Annotated in this window: 18 protein-coding genes; 9 read left to right on the top strand and 9 right to left on the bottom strand. The window is 33.6% G+C overall.

Features of this window, described 5'->3' with window-relative positions; translation table 11 throughout:
* Nucleotides 1-9 precede the first annotated feature (9 nt).
* Genes ACH2AZ_RS00835 through pyrR form a run of 3 tightly spaced genes read right to left on the bottom strand, consistent with a single transcriptional unit; the run spans nt 10 to nt 1,819 of the window.
* Nucleotides 10-348, bottom strand: coding sequence for a ribonuclease Z (locus ACH2AZ_RS00835; protein ID WP_394906202.1), 339 nt, complete (start codon nt 346-348; stop codon nt 10-12).
* A complete protein-coding gene (locus ACH2AZ_RS00830) occupies nt 345-1,277 on the bottom strand; it encodes an aspartate carbamoyltransferase catalytic subunit (RefSeq protein ID WP_394906201.1) in 933 nt (310 codons plus the stop codon). The genes ACH2AZ_RS00835 and ACH2AZ_RS00830 overlap by 4 nt, the downstream gene beginning before the upstream one ends.
* The gene (gene pyrR / locus ACH2AZ_RS00825) at nt 1,274-1,819 is read right to left on the bottom strand and encodes a bifunctional pyr operon transcriptional regulator/uracil phosphoribosyltransferase PyrR (protein WP_379044797.1); all 546 of its coding nucleotides are present in this window, start codon (nt 1,817-1,819) and stop codon (nt 1,274-1,276) included. The genes ACH2AZ_RS00830 and pyrR overlap by 4 nt, the downstream gene beginning before the upstream one ends.
* 197 nt (nt 1,820-2,016) lie before the next feature.
* Between pyrR and dnaN the strand changes: the two genes are divergently transcribed.
* The 4 genes from dnaN to ACH2AZ_RS00805 all read left to right on the top strand — a co-directional run bounded on the left by dnaN (nt 2,017) and on the right by ACH2AZ_RS00805 (nt 5,051).
* Entirely contained in the window at nt 2,017-3,132 is a 1,116-nt protein-coding gene (gene dnaN / locus ACH2AZ_RS00820) for a DNA polymerase III subunit beta (protein WP_394906200.1), read from the top strand.
* Nucleotides 3,133-3,262: 130 nt separating this feature from the next.
* Nucleotides 3,263-3,556 (top strand): phosphoribosylpyrophosphate synthetase, encoded by a 294-nt coding sequence (locus ACH2AZ_RS00815; protein WP_394906199.1) that lies wholly within the window; start codon nt 3,263-3,265, stop codon nt 3,554-3,556.
* An 81-nt stretch (nt 3,557-3,637) separates the two neighbouring features.
* Nucleotides 3,638-4,135: a Dps family protein gene (locus ACH2AZ_RS00810; protein WP_379044806.1), complete on the top strand. Its 498-nt coding sequence runs from the start codon at nt 3,638-3,640 to the stop codon at nt 4,133-4,135.
* Between the two features lie 10 nt (nt 4,136-4,145).
* On the top strand, nt 4,146-5,051 hold the full coding sequence (locus ACH2AZ_RS00805; RefSeq protein ID WP_394906198.1) for a mechanosensitive ion channel family protein: 906 nt from the start codon (nt 4,146-4,148) through the stop codon (nt 5,049-5,051).
* 55 nt (nt 5,052-5,106) lie between these two features.
* Here the strand turns inward: ACH2AZ_RS00805 and ACH2AZ_RS00800 are convergent, their stop codons facing one another.
* Complete coding sequence (locus ACH2AZ_RS00800; protein WP_394906197.1) at nt 5,107-8,847, bottom strand: metallophosphoesterase; 3,741 nt, start codon at nt 8,845-8,847, stop codon at nt 5,107-5,109.
* A 55-nt stretch (nt 8,848-8,902) separates the two neighbouring features.
* Between ACH2AZ_RS00800 and ACH2AZ_RS00795 the strand changes: the two genes are divergently transcribed.
* Nucleotides 8,903-10,087 carry a Pycsar system effector family protein gene (locus ACH2AZ_RS00795; protein WP_394906196.1) on the top strand — a complete coding sequence of 395 codons (1,185 nt, stop codon included), beginning with the start codon at nt 8,903-8,905 and terminating at the stop codon, nt 10,085-10,087.
* 90 nt (nt 10,088-10,177) lie between these two features.
* On the opposite strand, the gene ACH2AZ_RS00790 is transcribed toward ACH2AZ_RS00795, so the two are convergent.
* Nucleotides 10,178-12,571 (bottom strand): GAF domain-containing protein, encoded by a 2,394-nt coding sequence (locus ACH2AZ_RS00790; RefSeq protein ID WP_394906195.1) that lies wholly within the window; start codon nt 12,569-12,571, stop codon nt 10,178-10,180.
* Between the two features lie 126 nt (nt 12,572-12,697).
* On the opposite strand from ACH2AZ_RS00790, the gene ACH2AZ_RS00785 reads away from it, so the two are divergent.
* Nucleotides 12,698-13,810, top strand: a complete 1,113-nt coding sequence (locus ACH2AZ_RS00785) for a TlpA family protein disulfide reductase (protein ID WP_394906194.1) — start codon at nt 12,698-12,700, stop codon at nt 13,808-13,810.
* A gap of 66 nt (nt 13,811-13,876) precedes the next feature.
* Here ACH2AZ_RS00785 and ACH2AZ_RS00780 read toward each other — a convergent pair whose 3' ends face one another.
* From ACH2AZ_RS00780 to ACH2AZ_RS00770, 3 genes are read right to left on the bottom strand one after another with little or no spacing between them, the layout of a single operon-like run.
* Nucleotides 13,877-14,890, bottom strand: coding sequence for a hypothetical protein (locus ACH2AZ_RS00780; RefSeq protein WP_394906193.1), 1,014 nt, complete (start codon nt 14,888-14,890; stop codon nt 13,877-13,879).
* Between the two features lie 24 nt (nt 14,891-14,914).
* On the bottom strand, nt 14,915-15,382 hold the full coding sequence (locus ACH2AZ_RS00775; RefSeq protein ID WP_394906192.1) for a copper resistance protein NlpE: 468 nt from the start codon (nt 15,380-15,382) through the stop codon (nt 14,915-14,917).
* A 41-nt stretch (nt 15,383-15,423) separates the two neighbouring features.
* Nucleotides 15,424-16,071: a rhomboid family intramembrane serine protease gene (locus tag ACH2AZ_RS00770; protein ID WP_379044828.1), complete on the bottom strand. Its 648-nt coding sequence runs from the start codon at nt 16,069-16,071 to the stop codon at nt 15,424-15,426.
* A gap of 54 nt (nt 16,072-16,125) precedes the next feature.
* Here ACH2AZ_RS00770 and ACH2AZ_RS00765 point away from each other — a divergent pair, with 54 nt between their 5' ends.
* Nucleotides 16,126-17,025: a lysophospholipid acyltransferase family protein gene (locus ACH2AZ_RS00765; RefSeq protein ID WP_394906191.1), complete on the top strand. Its 900-nt coding sequence runs from the start codon at nt 16,126-16,128 to the stop codon at nt 17,023-17,025.
* A gap of 58 nt (nt 17,026-17,083) precedes the next feature.
* The gene (locus tag ACH2AZ_RS00760) at nt 17,084-18,448 is read left to right on the top strand and encodes a peptide-N-glycosidase F-related protein (RefSeq protein ID WP_394906190.1); all 1,365 of its coding nucleotides are present in this window, start codon (nt 17,084-17,086) and stop codon (nt 18,446-18,448) included.
* 70 nt (nt 18,449-18,518) lie between these two features.
* Here the strand turns inward: ACH2AZ_RS00760 and glmM are convergent, their stop codons facing one another.
* Entirely contained in the window at nt 18,519-19,901 is a 1,383-nt protein-coding gene (gene glmM / locus ACH2AZ_RS00755) for a phosphoglucosamine mutase (RefSeq protein ID WP_394906189.1), read from the bottom strand.
* Nucleotides 19,902-19,994: 93 nt separating this feature from the next.
* On the opposite strand from glmM, the gene ACH2AZ_RS00750 reads away from it, so the two are divergent.
* Entirely contained in the window at nt 19,995-20,618 is a 624-nt protein-coding gene (locus ACH2AZ_RS00750) for an ACP phosphodiesterase (RefSeq protein WP_394906439.1), read from the top strand.
* The last annotated feature ends 18 nt before the right edge of the window (nt 20,619-20,636 follow it).

Here is a 20,636-nt window from a genome sequence, read left to right as displayed (position 1 = left end):
AATAGTGGATTAAAATGCGTCTAGATCACGTTCTATTTCTTCCATTTGAATTACATCCTCGGCTTCTTTTAAGGTTGGAACAACTATTAATTCCTCTGGCACCCGATCAATCATTATCGTATCATTTACTATAACAAAAGAGCATTTTTGTTTTCTGTGTTGATTGGATATACTTAAGAATAAAAGTAATTCTTCAAGCTCTAAGGTTCCGTACTTTAGAATATCAACAACCAAGTTCTTATTGGTAAAATCTTTGGGTATGCAATTCTTCAGATAATTTACAAAAGACTTGATATCATTTTTTTCATCTCGCAACAAGGAATAGTTCTCTTTATTTTCTATAATCATAATTGTTTTATTTTAGCTGCCAATAAATAAATTACTGCCATTCTAACGGCCACCCCATTTTCAACTTGATCAAGGATAATAGCCTGATCAGAATCAGCCAATTCACTAGATAATTCTACCCCTCTATTTATGGGTCCTGGATGCATAATCACCAGTTCTTTATTTAGCTTTTCCAGTCGCTTTTTTGTAAGACCGTATTGTTTTACATACTCCTTGGTACTCGGAAAATAATTAACGTCCATACGTTCATTTTGGACTCTCAACATATTGGCCACATCACACCAAGCTAAAGCCTGATCTAAATTTGTCTCAATTTTTACACCTAGCTTATATAGGTGCTTTGGGATTAACGTATTTGGTCCGCAAACCATAACCTCTGCCTCCATTTTTTGGAGTGCATAAATATTACTTAAAGCAACTCGGCTATGAAGAATATCACCAACAATCAATACTTTTTTACCGGCAATATCACCCAATTCTTCTTGTATTGAAAAAGCATCTAATAAGGCTTGAGTAGGATGCTCATGAGCGCCATCACCAGCATTTATAATACTGGCATCTACCTGCTTTGAGAGAAAGATCCCAGCACCTGGGTTAGGGTGTCGCATAACCACCATATCAACCTTCATAGCTAAAATATTATTTACAGTATCTACTAGGGTTTCTCCTTTTTTAACTGATGAAGAGGCTGCCGAAAAGTTTACTACATCTGCACTTAATCTTTTCTCTGCTAATTCAAACGAAAGTCTTGTTCTCGTACTGTTTTCAAAAAACAAATTAGCAATTGTAACATCTCTTAGAGAAGGGACTTTTTTAATCGGCCTATTAATTACCTCTTTAAAATGCTTAGCCGTTTTAAATATTAACGCTATATCTTCCTTCTTTAGGTATTTAATACCCAATAAGTGATTTACACTAAGCTCACTCATATTTTATTTTTTACTATATATACACTATCCTCTCCACTATTCTCTTTCCAGTTTACCTCAACACGCTCTTGATTTATGGCATCTACTTGAACCCCGTTATAATCTGGTTGTATAGGTAAGTGCCTACTAAATCTTCTATCAATAAGGGTAAGAAGCTCAATTTCTTTTGGTCTACCAAATGATTGAATGGCCGTAAGAGCTGCACGAATACTTCTTCCTGTATATAAAACATCATCAATAAAAATGACATTTTTATCTTCGACCAAAAAATCTATATGCGTTTTATTCGCTTCTAGGGTTTTTACCCCTCTCCTAAAATCATCCCGGTAAAAAGTAATATCTAATTGTCCCAATTTTAAAGCTTCAACTTTATAATTTTCTTTTAAAATTGCTGCAATACGCTCGGCTAAATAAATCCCTCTGGGTTGAATCCCGATAAGCACACAGTCATCAAATTTCGCATGTTTTTCGAGTAACTGACAAGCTAAACGCTGTAGGATAATTTCAATTTCTTTAGCATTTAAAAGAATTCTTTGACTCATGGGTTTAGTTATTCTTATAATAAAAGCAAATGTAGTTAAAATTATTTTCTAGATTAACTCTTATCAATCACAAAATTAACCTAACTCGTCTTGTTTTATTGTGAAAATCTCTGTTAATAAATACTTGTTCTATCTCGAGTTTAATTAATAGAATAAGATATATTTGTAATAGATAAATCTTTTGAATGTTTGAAAATATGAAATTTATAGTCTCTAGTTCTTACCTCCTAAAACAATTACAAGTTTTAGGTGGTGTAATAAACAACAATAATACCTTACCGATTTTAGATAATTTTTTATTTGAGCTTAATCAATCTGAACTTATTGTGTCGGCTTCTGATTTAGAAACCACAATGTCTGCCAAACTTGAAGTGGATTCTAATGCTGAAGGTAAAATAGCCATACCGGCTAAACTTTTATTGGATACCCTAAAAACATTCCCAGAACAACCACTTACCTTTGTTGCAGAAAACAATACATTAGAGCTTAGCTCTAGTCATGGAAAATACGCCTTGGCCTATGCCGATGGAGATGAATTTCCAAAAGCTGTTGAGCTAGATCAACCCAATAGTACCAAGGTTCCGGCAGAGGTGTTAGCAACAGCTATAAGTAAAACTTTATTCGCATCGGGCAACGATGATTTAAGACCTGTAATGAGTGGAGTTTATTTTCAGTTTTCACCAGATGGCTTAACTTTTGTGGCTACAGATGCGCATAAATTAGTTAAATATAAGAGAGAAGATGTATCTGCACAAACAGAATCATCTTACATTATGCCTAAAAAACCATTAAATCTACTTAAAAGTATATTAGGTAACAGTGACAGCAATGTGTTATTATCATATGACGAATCAAACGCCAGATTTATTATAGATGAAACTGAATTAGTTTGCCGCTTAATCGATGGTAAATATCCTAATTATGAAGCGGTAATACCCAAAGAAAACCCAAACAAACTAATAATAGATCGTGTTCAATTTCTAAATTCGGTCAAACGGGTTTCAATATTCTCAAATAAAACAACGCATCAAGTAAAGCTTAAAATTGCTGGTGCAGAATTAAATATATCTGCAGAAGATGTTGATTACAGCAATAAAGCAGAAGAAAGACTTACTTGTGATTATCAGGGAGATGATATGCAAATTGGATTTAACTCAAGATTTTTAACAGAAATGTTGAATAATTTAAATGCTAAAGAAGTGATGTTAGAAATGAGTCTTCCTAATAGAGCAGGAATTCTTACCCCAAAAGATGGTCTTGATGAGGGTGAGCATGTAACCATGCTTGTAATGCCAGTAATGCTCAACAGCTAAGCAATATTATCTCATAAAAATTAGTAAAGGCAATGAAATTCATTGCCTTTTTTTTGCGTTAAATTTATACTAAACAAGTCGTTTAAATTTGAATTCTTTAAGCTTTATACTAAATTCAAACAAAAAAATTATGGAATATAAAACTTTATCACAGGCGATGAATCAATTAAAAGAAAAAGGGTATACTTATGATTTTAATTTATTGGATGAGCACATAGAAAACAAAAAAGACAAAGAAAGTTATAAACCAAATGAGTTTGAAATAGACAAGGTATATAGATTTGAAGGGATGTCTAATCCTTCAGATAATTCTATTCTTTACGCTATTACAACCAAAAATGGCAAAAAGGAATTATTGACAGATGCCTATGGCACCTATAGCGGGCAAATCTCTGAAGAACTCCTGAATAAATTAAAACGTTAAAGAAATAAGTTAATCTTATATTAAACTTGTTTGCAATCATTTTTATTTATAGTATTTTTGTTTAAAATTAAAAAAGAAAATATGAGTTATTTAAATCTAAACAACGAAAAAACAAGTAAAACAGTTAAACAATTGGATGTTTTGCTGGCCGATTACCATATGTATTACCAGAAACTAAGAAACTTTCATTGGAATATTGTAGGTACTAGTTTTTTCTATTTGCACGAGCAATTTGAAGAAATGTATAACGATGCAAAAGAAAAAATTGATGAAATTGCAGAACGTATTTTAACCCTAAGATATCAACCCTCAAGTAACTATTCAGAATACTTAGACTTGTCAAACATTAAAGAATCAACTTCTAAAAAGACTGATAAAGCCATGGTAAAAGAACTTTTAGAGGATCATAGCAAAATTTTAAAGCAAATGCGTTTGGTGGTTGAAAAAGCAGATGACGCCGAGGATGAAGGTACAATTGATATGATTGGAGCATATATAGGTGAATTAGAAAAAACTAGTTGGATGCTAGATGCTTGGTCAATGAAAACCGAAGATACTCATAAAGCTATTGATGCATAAAACCTCTTATATGAAAGAAGACTCGGTTTTTAACATTACAGATGCCGTAGCCGATTTATGGAATAAATTAGGTGGATGGTTGGATGCCTTAATACTAAAATTGCCAAATATAATTTTGGCAATTTTAGTATTAATCGTATTTTACTTACTGGCAAAATACATCGTTAAACTAATTAGACGACTGTTAGAGCATAAAAACGTAGCACGCTCTATCATTAATATTTCAACAAGTGTTGTTAAAGTCATTGTAATTGCCATTGGTTTTTTCGTGGCCTTAGGCGTTTTAGATTTAAACAAAGTTTTAACCTCTGTGCTAGCTGGTGCTGGGGTAGTTGGTCTAGCCATAGGTTTGGCCCTTCAAGGCACTCTACATAATACATTCTCTGGAGTTATACTCAGTTTTAGACCAGAATTAGAAGTTGGAGATTGGATTGAGTCGAATGGTTTTGCAGGTGAGGTTATAGAAGTAAATTTACGTAATGTTGTCATTAAGCAATCCGATAACAATTTGGTGGTTATACCCAATGTGAAAATTGTTGAAAATCCTTTTAAAAATTTCTCTAATACTCAAAGATCACGTGTTTCACTGGCTTGTGGAGTAGGTTATGAATCCGATTTAGAAAGTGTTGAGAAAATTGCTAAATCGACAATCGCTGAATTATTTAGTCAGGAAAACTTAGAAGAAGTTGAATTGGCTTTTACAGAATTTGGTGATAGTTCTATTAATTTCACAATTCGATTTTGGACCGATGTTTCTAAACAACGGGATGTTCTTTTTGCTAAGCACAAGGCTATTGTAGCTCTTAAGAAAGCTTTTGATGAAAATGACATCAATATACCTTTCCCAATAAGAACATTAGATTTTGGCAAAAACAAATTCAGATCTGAAACTATATCCTTTAAACAAAATTCATAGAATACAATTCATTATTAAATAAAAAGAGTCTGGTGTTTTACCAGACTCTTTTTATTTAGAAACTAACTCCAAAACCAAAACTAAAGCGCCAACCTTCATCTCCGTGAAATAGATTTAAAGTTCCATTTACAGCGTTGGCTGAGGTTATAAAAACACCACCACCGTAATCTGGATGCCACTTATTACTATCTTCTCCATCTAACCATACTCTACCTAAATCGGCACCACCGAACACTCCAATTTGAAATGGCAAAAATCGTGTTGTAAATTGATTAAAACTATACCGCAAATCTGCACCGGTAACTAAAAAAGATTCTCCTGTAAACCGTTCATTTCTATACCCTCTTAATCCATTGTCGCCACCTAATTGCGCTCCTTGATAAAATTCAAAATCATCACCAAGAAGGACTTTTGAATTTAAATGAGTTTTTAATACCAGTTTTCTATTGGTAGAAATAGCATTATAAAATAAAATGGAGGGTTCTATTCTCCCAAAATACCTTTCTGTATTTTTGGTATTTAGGGTAGCACCTAGATTTAATTTAAACTTCATTCCTCGCGATGGGTTTAAATAATTATCATAACTCTCATAGGTATAACTGGCATCAAATTTTGCAAAGTATTTCCGTTCAAATAAATTAGGATCGCTTAGTGAAGCTATTTCAGAAATATAACGATTAGGTGAATCATCTAATTCCACGGTTTCAAATCCTAAACTACCTTCAAAGATACTGCCGAAAGGAGTTCTATTTATAGCACCGACCTCTACTTCTCCCCGACTTAACTTAACTCTATTAAAGTCAAAACTTTTATCTTGTGTGTACTCTTGGTTTTGCGTATTATTTCCTAAACCAAAATAATTTACGGCAAAATTATGACTGGTAATTCGGCCTTTAGTCCACAAGTTATAGTTACCAAAAATATTTGCCCACTCACCTCTTGCTTCCAAATCAAACCCTTGAGTAGCAAAATAATATCCAGCTTTTAATTTATATTGAGAAGAATAAGGGTTGCGTTTAAACTTATTTGTTGTATAAGTACCTTGTAGGCCAACAATTACCCCGTCATCTGGATTATAGCCCAAGGCAGGTAATACTGTAGACGCATTAAATATACGTTTATCCTTATCAAAAGTATTTATTTCATAACTATCGGTTAATCTAATTTTGGCTTTTTCACCTTGCTCAAAAGTATTAGGTAAAGACTTATGATCATAAATCTTTAAATTGTGTTTATTATATACTTTATAAATATCGTTATTTTGGCCACCTATGATTTTTAGACGGATTGGTTTTTTGTCTTCCCCTTCAACTAAAAACTCGTCATCATCATCTAAACCATAAACCCATATTTCTTTTGTCTCGCTTTTTCTATAAACCTTATCGCTAACCAAATACTTTCTTTTTCCCTTTATGTTTCTGTAAACAACAATACGCGTATCTCCATTCTTTAGCCTAGTAATATCAATAAAATCATCTTTATCTGTGGCGGTCACGATTGCCAGTTTGGCTATAAAAGCATAATAATTAATGGCAATTTCGGCTATATTATCTCTTCTTTTCTTTAAGGTTTCTAGTATATACTTAGTTGATTCGTGTTGATATATTTCTTTAGGAAGTCTTTTAAAAGCTATTTCGATGTCTTCATCTTTCAAATTTTGTTGAATAAATTTAGCTTGTTGAATCCAAGCTCCTTTTCCTTGATTTTGAATTAAAGTACGGTCTAATCCGGCTGCAGCCGAATTAAACCAAGCTAAATCTTTAATCATGGGCTCATAAGTCCCAAATTGATTTGCAAAACCCGCTATTCCTCTAACCGTGGCAAAAAAAGCACCATCGTAATTAGAAAATACTTGATCGCGATCTCGTGGTATAGGATAAAAAACTTTATCACCATTTGGCATTTTATTTTCACCCCATCTCCATTGATCTTGGTGCCTATCCCAATCGCCCAAAAGCATATCAAACAATCTGGCGCGTATATAAGCAGACTCGTCTAATTTATACTCTTCATCCCTTCTAAGGTGCTCAAATAAACCTGAACTGCTTTGAATATCTTTATTCGGATTGTTGAATTTACCAGAACCTACCCAATCATCTTCAGGTCTTTCAACAAGCATATATATTTCATCGCCATACTCGTCATTATAGTTCCCTAAAGTGGCTTGTTTTGGAATGTAAAACAATTTAGGATTGGTATGAGCTACACCAATAGCTTTAGCCAGTGTAGGCACAACAAGAAATCCATAAGGATGTGCAGCCGTATAAAAATCTTCAATAGCTTCCTGAGCTAAAGTATTTTTGAAATCATCTTTAATTTTTTTATCCTTAAAGGCGACCGTTTGTAAAAATTGAAGTGCATTCTTTTTTAATGCTCGTAAATTATAATCCCTTCCTTGTTTATCCTCCAATCGCAAAGATTTAGTCTGATGACCACCTCCTGCACGAACAACTTTTAATCCGCCGTAGAGTGTATCTAGAAAAGCAACTGGCACTTGAATCTGCTGGTAATAGAGATCTCTGTAATGATTCCCCCAAATACTGGTGAATAATTTGTTTTTTTCTTTTTCTTGGTCTGCGTTTTTATAGATTGAAGCTTTGGTGAATTTTTGTTCATATTTTGAAAAATCCTTTATAAACCGATCTGGACTTTTTCTAGCTGGAAAAACTTCTTTGCGATAAATTTCATTTAACTCTCCATCCTTTAAATTATAAAATCGAACAAAGGTAGAGCCGTCTTTAAAAATATCGTATACCGCCATACCTTGACCAGGATAAGCAAATTGCCCTGTATTTCTTAAGTTGGCATAAGATAATTTAGAACCAGATCCAGAAACTATTTGATGTACTCCCTCAAAAATATTGTACTGCAAATTGTGTTCATGCCCCGAAACAAAAATTACATTCTCGTATTCGTGAGCAATAGTAGACAAACGATCAACCATAGATTTATAACGCTCGTTTTGAGCGTCCTGAATACTTACTCCGCCAGTTGTGCGTATCAATGCAGCTAAAGAACCTAGAATGGGTAATGGAATGGTCTTTTGTGAAGGATAAAGGTGTCTTTCTATTGGATAGGTACCACCATGTACACCATTAGTATAAAGCGGGTGGTGTGTAGCCACAACAATATTCTTATTTTGATTTTTCTTTAATTCTGATTCAAATTCTTGCAAGAAGGCCTCTCGTGTTTTAATTTCTGGGCAATTATCATTAATAGTAGGGCTTTTATCCCAGTTTTCTAGATACCATTGCGTATCTAAAATAATTAAGGCCACATCATCTGAAATATCACGCACCTCAAAACCACAACCTGTTTTGGGTGCCCAAGTATCTTTTTTATTGGGCATATGTTTGGCAATAAAATCACGCTGTTCTTTTAGGCTATGAATTCTGTTATGATACCAATCGTGATTTCCTGGTATGAATACTACCTCACCAAGACTTGGTGTACTCGCCTCAATTTGAACTCCCATACGATATTCAGCCTCAGCTCTACCTGGATCTCCTACTTCTGGCATTCCGTCTGGGTATATGTTATCCCCTAAAAATAAAGTATGTGAATTTTTCACATTAAATGCTTCTAAGGCTTGGTCAAAAACTTTCATACCATCAGATTTCCCATTTTCTTTGGCATAGCCGGCATCGCCTACAAGTAAAAAGCGATGCGCCAGTTCTTTATGAGCCGGATAGCTGGTATCTAAAAATTCTTGTTGGTTTCTATATTTTGGTTCATAGGAGGCACAACCCAAAAAAAATAATACGGAAATTGTTAGAAGTATGTTATTTTTATTCATAAATATAAATACAGTTTACTTTTTTTGTACTTTGCTTACATAAACGAGGCACCTTATGAAAGATTTAATAGCACAAACAGAAACTTTTGTTTTTGAATTATTCGCTACAAAATTACCTAATACATTTGTTTATCACAATTTCAATCATACAAAGCGCGTTGTTAAAAGTACCAAAGAATTAATTGAAAATTCTGAAATTCATGTTAAAGAGCATCAGCCTCTTATCTTAGCTGCTTTGCTACATGACACTGGTTACATCAAGACTTACAAACAACACGAGGATGAAAGTATCATAATTGCTCGGGAGTTTTTAAGTAAGGTAAAGGCAGATCCAGACTTAATAGAAAGCGTTTGTCATTATATAGAACAAACAAAAAGTCATCTTGAACCTAAAAAACTAGGAGATAAAATTATAAAAGATGCCGATTATTCTCATCTAGCAAAAGACTATTTTGAAGATATAAGTGAGTTATTAAGGCAAGAGCTCAAATTATTAAATATCAAGAACTGTTCGCCAACAGAATGGATTGCAGAAAACATCGAGCTTTTTACGATGAAACACCAGTTTTATACCCCATATGCCGTTAAAAACTGGAAAGCACAAAAAGAAGAAAATCTATTAGATCTGCTTCAAAGTCAGCAAAAGCTTAAAAAGAAATTAGACAAAGAAAGAGTTAAAGCAAAATTAAAAGCCAAATACAAAAGTAACAATCCAGACCGCGGAATTCAAACCCTATACCGCACAGCCTTGCGCAATCATATAAAATTAAGTGATATTGCAGACACCAAAGCTAACATTTTGCTTTCTGTAAATGCTATTATAATTTCATTAGCACTTGCCAATATTATACCCAAATTAGATGCAGCTTCAAACCGCCACTTAATGATGCCTACTTTGGTTTTGGTTTGTTTTAGTGTCGCTTCCATGATTTTATCAATAATGTCTACTCGGCCCAATGTTGGTACAGGAGAATTCACTAAAGAGCAAGTAAAAAATAGGGAGGTAAATATTCTGTTTTTCGGTAATTTTCATAAAATGCAATTTGACCAATATAAATGGGCGATTGACGAAATTCTAAAAGATAATGATTATATCTACGAGGCCCTAACCAAGGATCTCTATCTTTTAGGAATAGTTTTAAATAGAAAATATAAACTATTACGATGGACTTATACCATATTTATGACTGGTATAATCATATCGGTTATAGCCTTTATCTTAGCTTTTAGTACAATTTAAAAATTAACTTTAATCTAGCAAATAGAAAAATAAGATTACTTAATTTTTAAATAACCAAGCTTTATGTTTAAATTGGTTATTTAGTTTACTTTACGGATTTATTTCGTTCATCAAATCTTCATAGGTGAACTTAATTTGGTTGGGTTCATCTGGTAAATGATACAAAACTCTAACGCGTAAAGCTTTTAAACCTATTACTCCTTGCACGTCTTCAAGCTCTAGTTTTTCTATTTCTTCGCCTAGATAATCCTTTTTTTGTAAATAATTGATATAGCGTAGGTACTCTAACTCATCAGTTTTTTGCGAGTAAATAATAGCGATTTTACCCTTCTGTGTTATTCGCTCTTCGGTGTTTTTGATAAATGCTTTATCTATTCGCTTTTTGATTATTTCATACCTGGCGTTGTAGGTACCGTCAACATCAAATTTTTTCTCATCCATTCTGTATTTGATCGATAAGGTTGAACTAAAAACCAGAATGAGTGATGCGGCGTCTAATTTTAATGGCAAATCTTCTTGAATAGAATAAAATTTATTCTCCATCTCGCACATGGTTTGTAACTGCCAAAGCCTCAAATTGTAAAGATAAACTTTATGAAAAGGCCTATTATTTACCATAGCGGCTCCAATGTACATATTATGCTCTACACCATCAGTTTTATAACGTTCAAAATAGTGAGGATACATTTTTTGGGCTTCTTGCTGTTGCCTGTCTAAATAGCGCGATAAGCTACGATTAATGCGCTGTACAGTATCATCATAATTCTTTCTATGGTTATATATAACCCCAGATTGAGAGTTTAAATCTTCTTTATAAACATCTATTTCTGATCTTAAACTTTTTTCATTGTTATAGATGTGTTCTATCAAAGGATCTAACTCATCATAAATAAAATTCATAATGCGCTGCTCACTTGATGCATTTAAGTTTTCTTTTAATTCTTTTTTAAATTCATTAATCCTAAAAATAATTTGCTCATAAATAGGTATTGATTCTATTTCAAAAGCTTTTTCTACCAATTTAGTAATGATTTGCAATTGACTCAATAGGTCTTTTTGGATAGCTCTATTTCGTTCATCAGATGATCCTACAATATCGATTTGTCCGTATAACGGATAAATATCTTTGAATCCGATGTCTCTGAATGAAGCTATACCATCTTGTTCTAAATCATTAATATAGCGCTCAGCTTCTTGCTCAAATACCCAAAGAACACTTGGGTGGATACTAGTACACTCCGATTGTATTACTGCTTTAATCCTATTTTCAAATTCTGCTTTATTCCGTTCAACAGCCATTACAATATAAGGTAGTATATCGTCTAGTTTTGAGGCATTAATACGGTTTAGCTCATTTTTACGCAACGAGCCTAGTTCAAGCACTCCCATTAAGTCATTACCTCGTGCTACAGGTGCAAAAATGCTACTTTTTATACCTTTAGCCAGTAAATTTTCGGCAAGTAAATTATGTTGGGTTTTGGTAGCGTATTGCTCAACATTTGCGATGACAAAATTTTCTTTTTTTTCTATCAACTGGTCTATTCCTTGCTGACATAAAGCTTTTGGACAATTGACACAATCATCCTGATCTAAAATAAAACTATTGATATAAGAGCTTTTATCTTGGCTCATTTTTACAAACTTATTGTTTGCTTGGTCATATAAAGTAAAGCCTATTTGTAAATCTGGTATTTTAAAAATAGATCTAAAAATCTCTATTAGGCTCGCCATTGTAGATTCTGGCAATTTCTTATTCAGCAATTCAGATTTCAAATCTGAAATACCGTCATCAATGGTTATATCTGTAAGATTCAATAAGGTAAAACCCTTAAAAATATAACTATTTGGCGGGAATTTTTCTTTCCAAATCTTGAGATCATCTGGGTTCAATAACAACTCATCTACATCGGCATCGGTAATTTTTGGAGCGCTATCGGTTTTATGAAACTGAATAAAGTCTGCATTTACAGATAAGCGGTAGGTTTTTATAATCCCCTCTTTATTCGGAATATCATAATAAATGGGGCGGCTAAAATCTATTTTATAGTTATAGAAACTGTTCAAAATAAGCACACAACCACTTACATAATCTAACTGCTTATCAAAATTTCTGGGGGTTAGTTCAAAATTTTTACCGGCTTCCTTTAATATTCGTTCAAACCGAGAAGAAATAGCTAAAAAGATATCGGTTTTAGGCACCGCAGCGGCTTTAATTTCATTTTCGGTTAAAAGGTCTGGAAATAAGTCATCTAACAAGGTAATAATAGGCTGCTCGAATTTCGACAAGCGTTCTAGATCGTCAATACCAGTCTCAAGCTCAGGGAAATCTTCAATGTATTCAAGTAATTCTTTCAAATACTTTTTAGCCAAAGGCTTTTTCTCAGTTTTTAGACGGTTTTTATACGCATCAATAACCTTTTTAAAACCAACTTGAATAGAAAAAGGAAAATCCTCTTTTGTTTTTTGTCTTAAATTACCTACCATAATTAAAATTAAAGCTCTTATAAGAAACTACAAAAATAAGAGTTTAAAATTAACAAGAATTTATATCCTCAGATTTATATTATACTTTAAAGTAAATATATTTGCAAGAATAAAAATTTTAAAACAATGAAAAAATTATTTCTACTTTTCACAAGTTTAAGCCTTATCGCTTGTGGTTCTCAAAATAATAACGATAATGCCTTAATGGCGAGCATTGATGCCAAAGAAGGTACAGCCGTTTATTTTTCTACTTTAAACGAAAATGGTTCACCGGAACCTAAGGACACTGTTCTGGTTAAAGATGGAGAAATTTATTTACCACTCCCTAAAACAGATTATCAAGGCCTAGGGATTTTAAAACTAGAAAATAATGCCAATGGAAACGTGTTATTTGTCTATGAAAATGAGAAAATTGAGGGTGAAATACATGCCGATAGTTTAAGTAAAACTGACTTAAAAGGAGGTGATAACCAAGATTTGCTACAAGAGTACATGCATTTTCTTAATAAGCAACAAAAAGCTGGTAAAGCTCTATCTGAAAAGTTTAGAAACCCTGAATTACAAGAAAATCCTGAATTAGCTAGCCAGTTAAACCAAGAACGAGAAGCTTTTATTAAAAAGGAAAATGATTTTAGAAAAGAGCTAATACAAAATAATCCAAATTCATTGGTTGCTGTAATGATTTTATCTGATATGCTTAATATGAATAGTTCTAGCCTACCAGAAATTAAAAACTTATACGAAAGTTTGTCTGACAAGGCACAAAATACTGCAGCTGGTAAACGTATTGCCACCTATATAAAAAGCAATGAGGCTACTTCTGAGGGTAGCATGGCACCCGATTTCACAGCTAAAACACCAGATGGCGAAGAACTTAGTTTAAAAGATGCCATGGGCGAAGTTACCTTAATTGATTTTTGGGCTGCTTGGTGTAAGCCTTGTAGAATGGAAAACCCTAATGTGGTTAAAATGTATAAGAAATACCATGAAAAAGGGCTAAATATCATTGGAGTTTCATTAGATAAGACCAAAGATGCTTGGGTGAAAGCTATTGAGGATGACCAATTGGACTGGTATCACGTATCTAATTTAAAATATTGGAATGACCCCATTGCTAAAATGTACCAAGTACGATCTATACCTTCTACTTTTCTTTTAGATAAGAATGGGAAAATTGTTGCCAAAAATTTAAGAGGTCAAGCTTTAGAAAATAAAGTTGCAGAATTATTGGGAGAATAATTTGATAAAATATTTTACAAAAAAAAGGCGCTTGAATTTTCAAGCGCCTTTTTTTAATTCTTTAAGTTACCACGAAAAAGGGTAACTCTGCTCTGCATAACCAATCACCCAAGGCCAGTAATTAGGCTCTTTTACTCCGTGAAACCATAAACGCAATTGGCCATTTTGAAAAATTCCATCTGGTGCTGTAACTTCACTATCCCAATAAAATTGAGGCTTAATAATAGCCTGAGGGTATACTTCAAATTTCCCAAAAAAGGATTTAGAGCGAGCTATGCCTATACTCCTATCTGTAGAGAAAGGAATTAGCCAATATCCATCTTCTTTTGATTTTAGTAAGCTTGCTTCATTAACATCTGGGCTATAAGTAATATCTTCACTAGTTAAAAGTGGCTTTTTTATCTTAGTCCAAATTTTACCATCACTTGATGTTGCTCCTAAAATTCTTATACCAGCATTTGTAGCCGTCCAGTTTTGTGAAACATTCCAACCGGCATAAACCATATAAAATAATCCTTCTTCAAAAATAACACCTGGACTGGTTATGGCATGATGATCAAAAGCTGAAGGGTCTGTAATATTTCTATTAATTATGGGACCATCCTCAGACGATGAAATTCTATCAAAGTCGAATCCGTTTTGAGAAGTTGCCAATCCTATTTCATAATTTTGAACGTGTTCATTATCAGACTCTCCTTCTCTATAACCTGTATAGTACATATAAAACAAGTTATCCACTTTTACCACTTCGGGAGTTTCTAAGGTATTATCCCATGCTGAGGATCTTTTTTTAAGCGCCAGGTAATCATCAGTAATATTGTTACTGGGATTCATCCATGATTTACCATTATCTAATGAATAGACTACTGCAATTCCGCCTTCTGCGGTGAAATACATAAAAAGTGTATCTCTCAGCATAAGTACAGAAGGATCGGCTGCTAAGCCAAAAGAACTTTCAAATACAGGCTCTGCGGTTCTATTGAATAAACCATCAAATTCTGTAATATTTTCATCTTCTTTTGTGCAGGCTGCACAAAAGAGAGCTAAAATTAGGAGGCTAGAAACAGTAGGTTTAAACATTCTTTGTTACGGTATTGAAGAATCTTACTTTTTCATCAAATAATAGAAAGCAGCAAGATCTCCTTCAATTTCCTCTCTAGCTTGGTTTAACTGAATAAGCTTATTTTCTAAAACCCTATAATAAGTGGGGCCGTTCTCTTCCTTAAGTTCAATTTCATTTCCACTTTCATTCCAAACAAACTTACCTGAAGAAATAAATGGCTCTTCATTTTCATCTAAATAAATTTCTTGCTTTTGATAGGTCATATCTTCATTTAGCACAATTGCAGTTTCTATTCCTCCACAATCTGCACATGGTAAAACCCCTTCGTAGGTGGCAGCCCAATCTAATGAATTACGACTGGTATGCTCATCGATAGTCACTTCAGGTTCCTGCTCTTCAGGTTCAACCCCCTCAATACGCGCATCTTCAACACGAGAATTTTTTTGATCTGTTTTGCAAGAAAACAAAAGAGCAATTAAAATAAATAATAATAAACTGTTAGATTTCATAATTCAAAACATTTAGTTACTTATCTAAAATAAACAGAAGCTTATAGTTTACCTATTCTTTTAAGAAAAAATAACAGAATTAAAGGAATTAATAACAATATGGCCATAAGCAAATTGGTTTGTAATAGGCTTGGTGCTAAAACAAGACTAATAAAGTAACCTGCCATGGCTCCACCAAAATGCGCATCATGCCCTATTAAATCATTTTGTGCTTTCATTCCGTAAAGGGTGTAGAGTAAGTACCCTATTCCAAAAACATATGCAGGAATGGGAATAATAAAAAATAAGCCCAACATCATATCTGGCCGCAATAAAATAGCCGAGTAAAGCACTCCCATAACTGCTCCACTTGCACCTACAGCACTATAATAGCTATTTTTTTTATGCATCATAAACGAGAATAAATTACCCGCAATTAAACTACCTAAATAAATGATAATAAAAGCAAATACACCAAGATCATAAATTACCACATTGGCAAAAAAGTACAGCGTAAGCATATTAACCAAGAGGTGCGTAGGGTCAACATGTAAAAAGCCAGAACTTAAAAAACGAACACGCTCTCCATTTTTGATTGGCCCTACCATAAATTTATAACGATTAAAAAAATTGGTGTCTTGAAAGCCTTTAAATGATACAATTACGTTGATGGCTATAAGCAATAATGTGACTAATTCTATACTATTCATGTAACATTGGTTTGTGTTCAAAGATAGTATATCTTTGCAACAAAATGAACCTCAATGCAACGATTGATATTTGTTATTAGTTATCCTTTTTTATGGCTTCTTGCCATTTTACCATTTCCATTACTTTATATGATTTCTGATTTTGTCTACTTGTGGGTTTATCATGTAGTTGGTTATAGAAGAAAAGTGGTAGATCAAAATCTTGCTTTGGCTTTTCCAAAATTATCGGCCAGTAAAAGAAATAAAATCCGTAAAGAATTTTATCATCATTTTTGTGATTCATTTTTAGAAATGATTAAAACCTTAAAAATGAGCGACAAACAATTAAAAACCCGATTTAAGATTTTAAATCCAGAAATGCTCAAAGAGATAGAAGGCCAGAAAAAAAGTTATATTTTATTAATGGGTCATTATGCCAGTTATGAATGGGTTCACGCTTTGCATTTTCATTCTATTACATTTAAAGCCTACGGTGTTTATAAGCCTATTAAAAATAACCATTTTGACAAGCTCATTCGTAAAATTAGAGGAAAGTACAATACCCATATGCTGCCCAACAAAACAGTGCCTAAAATAATGTTGAAAAATAAAAAAAATAATACATTAAGCAGTTATGGCTTGGTTGCCGATCAATCTCCAAGACCCAAAAACGCAAAACATTATGTAAACTTTTTTAATCATAAAGTCCCCTCATTCGTCGGACCTGAATATCTTGCTAAAAAACTGAATCTTAGCGTTGTTTACCTTAAGGTTATTAAGATAAAAAGAGGAAGATACGAAGCTGAATTACTACCTATAACCTATACCCCTAAGCGTTACGAGGATTTTAAATTAACCGACTTGTATTACGATTTACTCGAAAAACAAATAAACGAAAATCCTGCTTATTATTTATGGACACACAAAAGATGGAAACACAAATTGAGTGGATTTGATGCTGAAAAGACTTCTTAAAATCATTACAATTTAGTTAAAAGTTTTTAAATTTGATAACAACTAAACTTTAACTAAAATGATTTTAAAAAACCACATTTGCAAAACGCTATTTTTGTGTATTCTGGGCTTTACAACTGTATTGTTTTCTTGCAGTGATGATGATTCTTCCACTGTTACTGAGGAAGATAAAAATTTAGTAATTTCAACTAATACTAACAGTTTAACTTTTGAAGACACAGAATTAGGAAGCAGCAGTAATCGAAATTTTTCATTGCAATATAAAAACCTCAATGCTCCCATTAAAATTACAACAACGGGAGATTTTCAAATTGGATTTAATCTTGAAAATTTATCTCAAAGTATTGATATTTCAAATGGAGATGAGGAAGCAATCAAAACTATTTACGTAAAATTTACACCTACCCAAACTGGTTTACAAAACAGTGAGTTAAAAATTGTAAATGGTGATGAATTCAAAAAAATTATCACTTTGCAAGCAAAAGGGAAAGAGAAAACCATAACGGTGAGCACCTTCTCAGATAAGCGGGTAGCTTTTGGTAATGGACACAACCAATCAGCGGTTCAGAGTTTTGATTTTCCTACCGATGTTGATAAAGTTTCGCAAATAAAGATGTTTGTCAAACTAAGATGTCCAGCTGGTGGCTGTGATGAATGGGATGTTTTTGCTAATGTAAAGGTTAAAGACCCTGCCAGTGGTGAATTTTATGAAATGGGCAGATTTATAACGCCTTACTGGAATGACAACAGCCAACTACCACGTGGATTTGAATATGATGTTACCGATTTTAAATCTTTACTTACTGGAAATAATGAATTGCGTATTCGCACAGAATGTTGGAATAGCAAAGGTTACCTTGTTTCTGTAGAATTTGATTTTATTTATGGTGCACCTGAATATAAATATTCCGCTATAGTACCAATTATTGCCTATGATGATTGGTCATCTTCGGGAGTTCCTTACGGAAAAGCGCATAATTTTGATCTCGATAAATCGGTAAGCATACCTAATGAAGCCGAAAAAATACATTTGCGCTCTACTATTTCAGGTTGGGGACATGCAACACCCTATGATAGTGGCGGAAGAGGTTGTGCAGAGTGGTGCTACAGAACGCATTATATAAAAATCAATGGTAGTCAAAAATATACACACGATATGGGGCCTATTGGATGTGCACAAAACCCAGTAAGCAACCAAGAGCCAGGAAACTGGAAACCTGATCGCGCCGGTTGGTGCCCGGGTATGGAGGTACCCATAAGAATTGATAAAATGGAAAGTACCTGGGCTGGTCAGGCCTTTAATTTTGAATATGATTATGAAAACTGGACCAACAATGGTGCAAATGGTGATGCTTTTTATGCTACCAATACTTTTGTGATAGTACAAAGTAACACGCCAATTAATCCAGCGGTAATCAATTAACTAATTTATTGTACAAAAAAAGCCTTTCGCTTCAATAACGAAAGGCTTTTTTTTATCTTAAATAGTATTACTAATTTAAGCTTTCCAACTCTTTTATAAAACGCACTGCCAATTGATCGGCTTCTTTTTGAGTTTTGGCTTCGGTGTAAATACGAATAATTGGTTCTGTATTTGATTTTCTAAGGTGCACCCAACTTTCTTCAAAATCAATTTTTACTCCGTCCACAGTACTCACCTCTTCATTGCTGTATTGCTTCGCCATCGTATCAAGTAAAGCATCAACATTTAAACCAGGAGTAAGCTGGGCTTTATTTTTGCTCATATAATAGCTCGGATAGGTTTTTCTAAGCTCAGAAAGACTAAGTTTTTTATGTGCTAAATGAGATAAGAAAAGTGCAATACCTACGAGGCTATCTCTACCATAATGCAAATTAGGTAAAATTATCCCTCCGTTGCCTTCTCCGCCTATAACAGCTTGTTTTTCTTTCATCAAAGCAACCACATTTACCTCACCAACTGCACTAGCAAAATACGATCCGCCGTGTTTTTGAGTAACATCGCGCAATGCTCTAGAAGAAGATAAATTACTTACAGTATTGCCTTTTTGTTTACCTAAAACATAATCCGCTACAGCTACCAAAGTATACTCTTCTCCAAACATAGCTCCATTTTCATCAATAAAGGCTAACCGGTCGACATCTGGATCAACAACAATCCCCATATCTGCATTTTCTTGAACCACCCTTTCGCTAAGATCTGTCAAGTGCTCTTTTAATGGCTCTGGGTTATGCGGAAACTCCCCAGTAGGATCGCAAAACAATTTAACCGTTTCAACCCCCAAACGATCAAGTAAGTGCGGTACCGCTATGCCTCCCGTAGAGTTTACGCCATCTACTACTACTCTAAAATCGGCAGCTTTGATAGCTTCTACATCTACCCAATCTAACGCTAAAATTTCATCGATATGCAAATCTATATAAGCCTGATTTTTGGTAATTTTCCCTAATTCATCTACTAATGCAAAAGAAAATGATTCGTCTTCGGCAATCTCTAAAATTCGTTTTCCATCAGCTGCATTTAAAAATTCACCTTTATAATTTAGTAATTTTAGCGCATTCCATTGTTTTGGGTTATGGCTTGCTGTTAGAATTATGCCGCCGTCTGCATGCTCTAATTTTACAGCCATTTCTACGGTTGGAGTAGTTGATAAATCTAGATCTATTACTTGTATCCCCATTCCTACCAAAGTATTCATGACCAATTGCTGAATCATAGCTCCAGATATTCTGGCATCTCGTCCAATTACAACTCTGTAGGTTGCTTTATTCCTATCTTCTTTTAGCCAGGTACCGTAAGCAGCGGCGTATTTTACGGCATCTATAGGGGTAAGATTATCTCCTACCCTACCACCAATTGTACCTCTAATTCCTGAAATTGATTTTATAAGTGTCATCTATTTTGTATTAATTAAAAAAACAAATATACTGTTGTATTGTAAGCTTGCAAAATACTTGTTTAAACAAAGCCTTTCTCCTATCTTGTGCCTATGAATTATTTGGCACATATTTATTTATCTCAAGAAAGGCCAATGGTCACTTTGGGCAATTTTATGGCTGATGCCGTAAAAGGTAACGATTATCAAAATTATAGCACAGCTATTAAAAAGGGAATATTACTTCATCGTTCTATAGATAGCTATACCGATAGTCATCCTATAGTGTATCAAAGTGCTCATCGGTTTTTTAACAAATTTAGACACTATAATAAGGTGATTAATGATGTGCTGTACGATCACTTCTTAGCTGTTAATTGGGCCGAGTATAGCTTTGTAAACCTAGATGATTTTATTGAGAATTTTTATATTTTACTTGACCAACATAAATCGGTTTTACCGCAAAAAGTGAATCAGTTTTACCCTATTATGATTAAGCAAAATTGGCTAAAAAGTTACCAAAGTATATCGGGAATAACTCAAATACTAGATCAAATGTCACGTCGAATTCCTACCAAGGCACCATTATCAGAAGCCGTTCCCATTATGCAAAATCATTATTTATCTATGCAAAATGAGTTTGAAATTTTCTTTACGGATTTAATACAACACGCTCAAGAAAAGCTGGCACTTTTAGATCAAGAGTATCCTGAGGAAACAAATAAAAAATTTTATTAAAGGTTTAAGATTGGTATT

It is taken from the genome of uncultured Mesonia sp. (genome assembly GCA_947499595.1).
GTDB lineage: Bacteria > Bacteroidota > Bacteroidia > Flavobacteriales > Flavobacteriaceae > Mesonia > Mesonia sediminis.
Note: the sequence above shows the minus strand (reverse complement) of the source record. Positions and strands in the feature narration are given on the sequence as shown.

Bases quoted from the DNA above. Each gene is read 5' to 3' on its own strand.
- ACH2AZ_RS00835 (WP_394906202.1), bottom strand. From the start codon at position 348: ATGATTATAGAAAATAAAGAGAACTATTCCTTGTTGCGAGATGAAAAA.
- ACH2AZ_RS00830 (WP_394906201.1), bottom strand. From the start codon at position 1,277: ATGAGTGAGCTTAGTGTAAATCACTTATTGGGTATTAAATACCTAAAG.
- pyrR (WP_379044797.1), bottom strand. From the start codon at position 1,819: ATGAGTCAAAGAATTCTTTTAAATGCTAAAGAAATTGAAATTATCCTA.
- dnaN (WP_394906200.1), top strand. From the start codon at position 2,017: ATGAAATTTATAGTCTCTAGTTCTTACCTCCTAAAACAATTACAAGTT.
- ACH2AZ_RS00815 (WP_394906199.1), top strand. From the start codon at position 3,263: ATGGAATATAAAACTTTATCACAGGCGATGAATCAATTAAAAGAAAAA.
- ACH2AZ_RS00810 (WP_379044806.1), top strand. From the start codon at position 3,638: ATGAGTTATTTAAATCTAAACAACGAAAAAACAAGTAAAACAGTTAAA.
- ACH2AZ_RS00805 (WP_394906198.1), top strand. From the start codon at position 4,146: ATGAAAGAAGACTCGGTTTTTAACATTACAGATGCCGTAGCCGATTTA.
- ACH2AZ_RS00800 (WP_394906197.1), bottom strand. From the start codon at position 8,847: ATGAATAAAAATAACATACTTCTAACAATTTCCGTATTATTTTTTTTG.
- ACH2AZ_RS00795 (WP_394906196.1), top strand. From the start codon at position 8,903: ATGAAAGATTTAATAGCACAAACAGAAACTTTTGTTTTTGAATTATTC.
- ACH2AZ_RS00790 (WP_394906195.1), bottom strand. From the start codon at position 12,571: ATGGTAGGTAATTTAAGACAAAAAACAAAAGAGGATTTTCCTTTTTCT.
- ACH2AZ_RS00785 (WP_394906194.1), top strand. From the start codon at position 12,698: ATGAAAAAATTATTTCTACTTTTCACAAGTTTAAGCCTTATCGCTTGT.
- ACH2AZ_RS00780 (WP_394906193.1), bottom strand. From the start codon at position 14,890: ATGTTTAAACCTACTGTTTCTAGCCTCCTAATTTTAGCTCTCTTTTGT.
- ACH2AZ_RS00775 (WP_394906192.1), bottom strand. From the start codon at position 15,382: ATGAAATCTAACAGTTTATTATTATTTATTTTAATTGCTCTTTTGTTT.
- ACH2AZ_RS00770 (WP_379044828.1), bottom strand. From the start codon at position 16,071: ATGAATAGTATAGAATTAGTCACATTATTGCTTATAGCCATCAACGTA.
- ACH2AZ_RS00765 (WP_394906191.1), top strand. From the start codon at position 16,126: ATGCAACGATTGATATTTGTTATTAGTTATCCTTTTTTATGGCTTCTT.
- ACH2AZ_RS00760 (WP_394906190.1), top strand. From the start codon at position 17,084: ATGATTTTAAAAAACCACATTTGCAAAACGCTATTTTTGTGTATTCTG.
- glmM (WP_394906189.1), bottom strand. From the start codon at position 19,901: ATGACACTTATAAAATCAATTTCAGGAATTAGAGGTACAATTGGTGGT.
- ACH2AZ_RS00750 (WP_394906439.1), top strand. From the start codon at position 19,995: ATGAATTATTTGGCACATATTTATTTATCTCAAGAAAGGCCAATGGTC.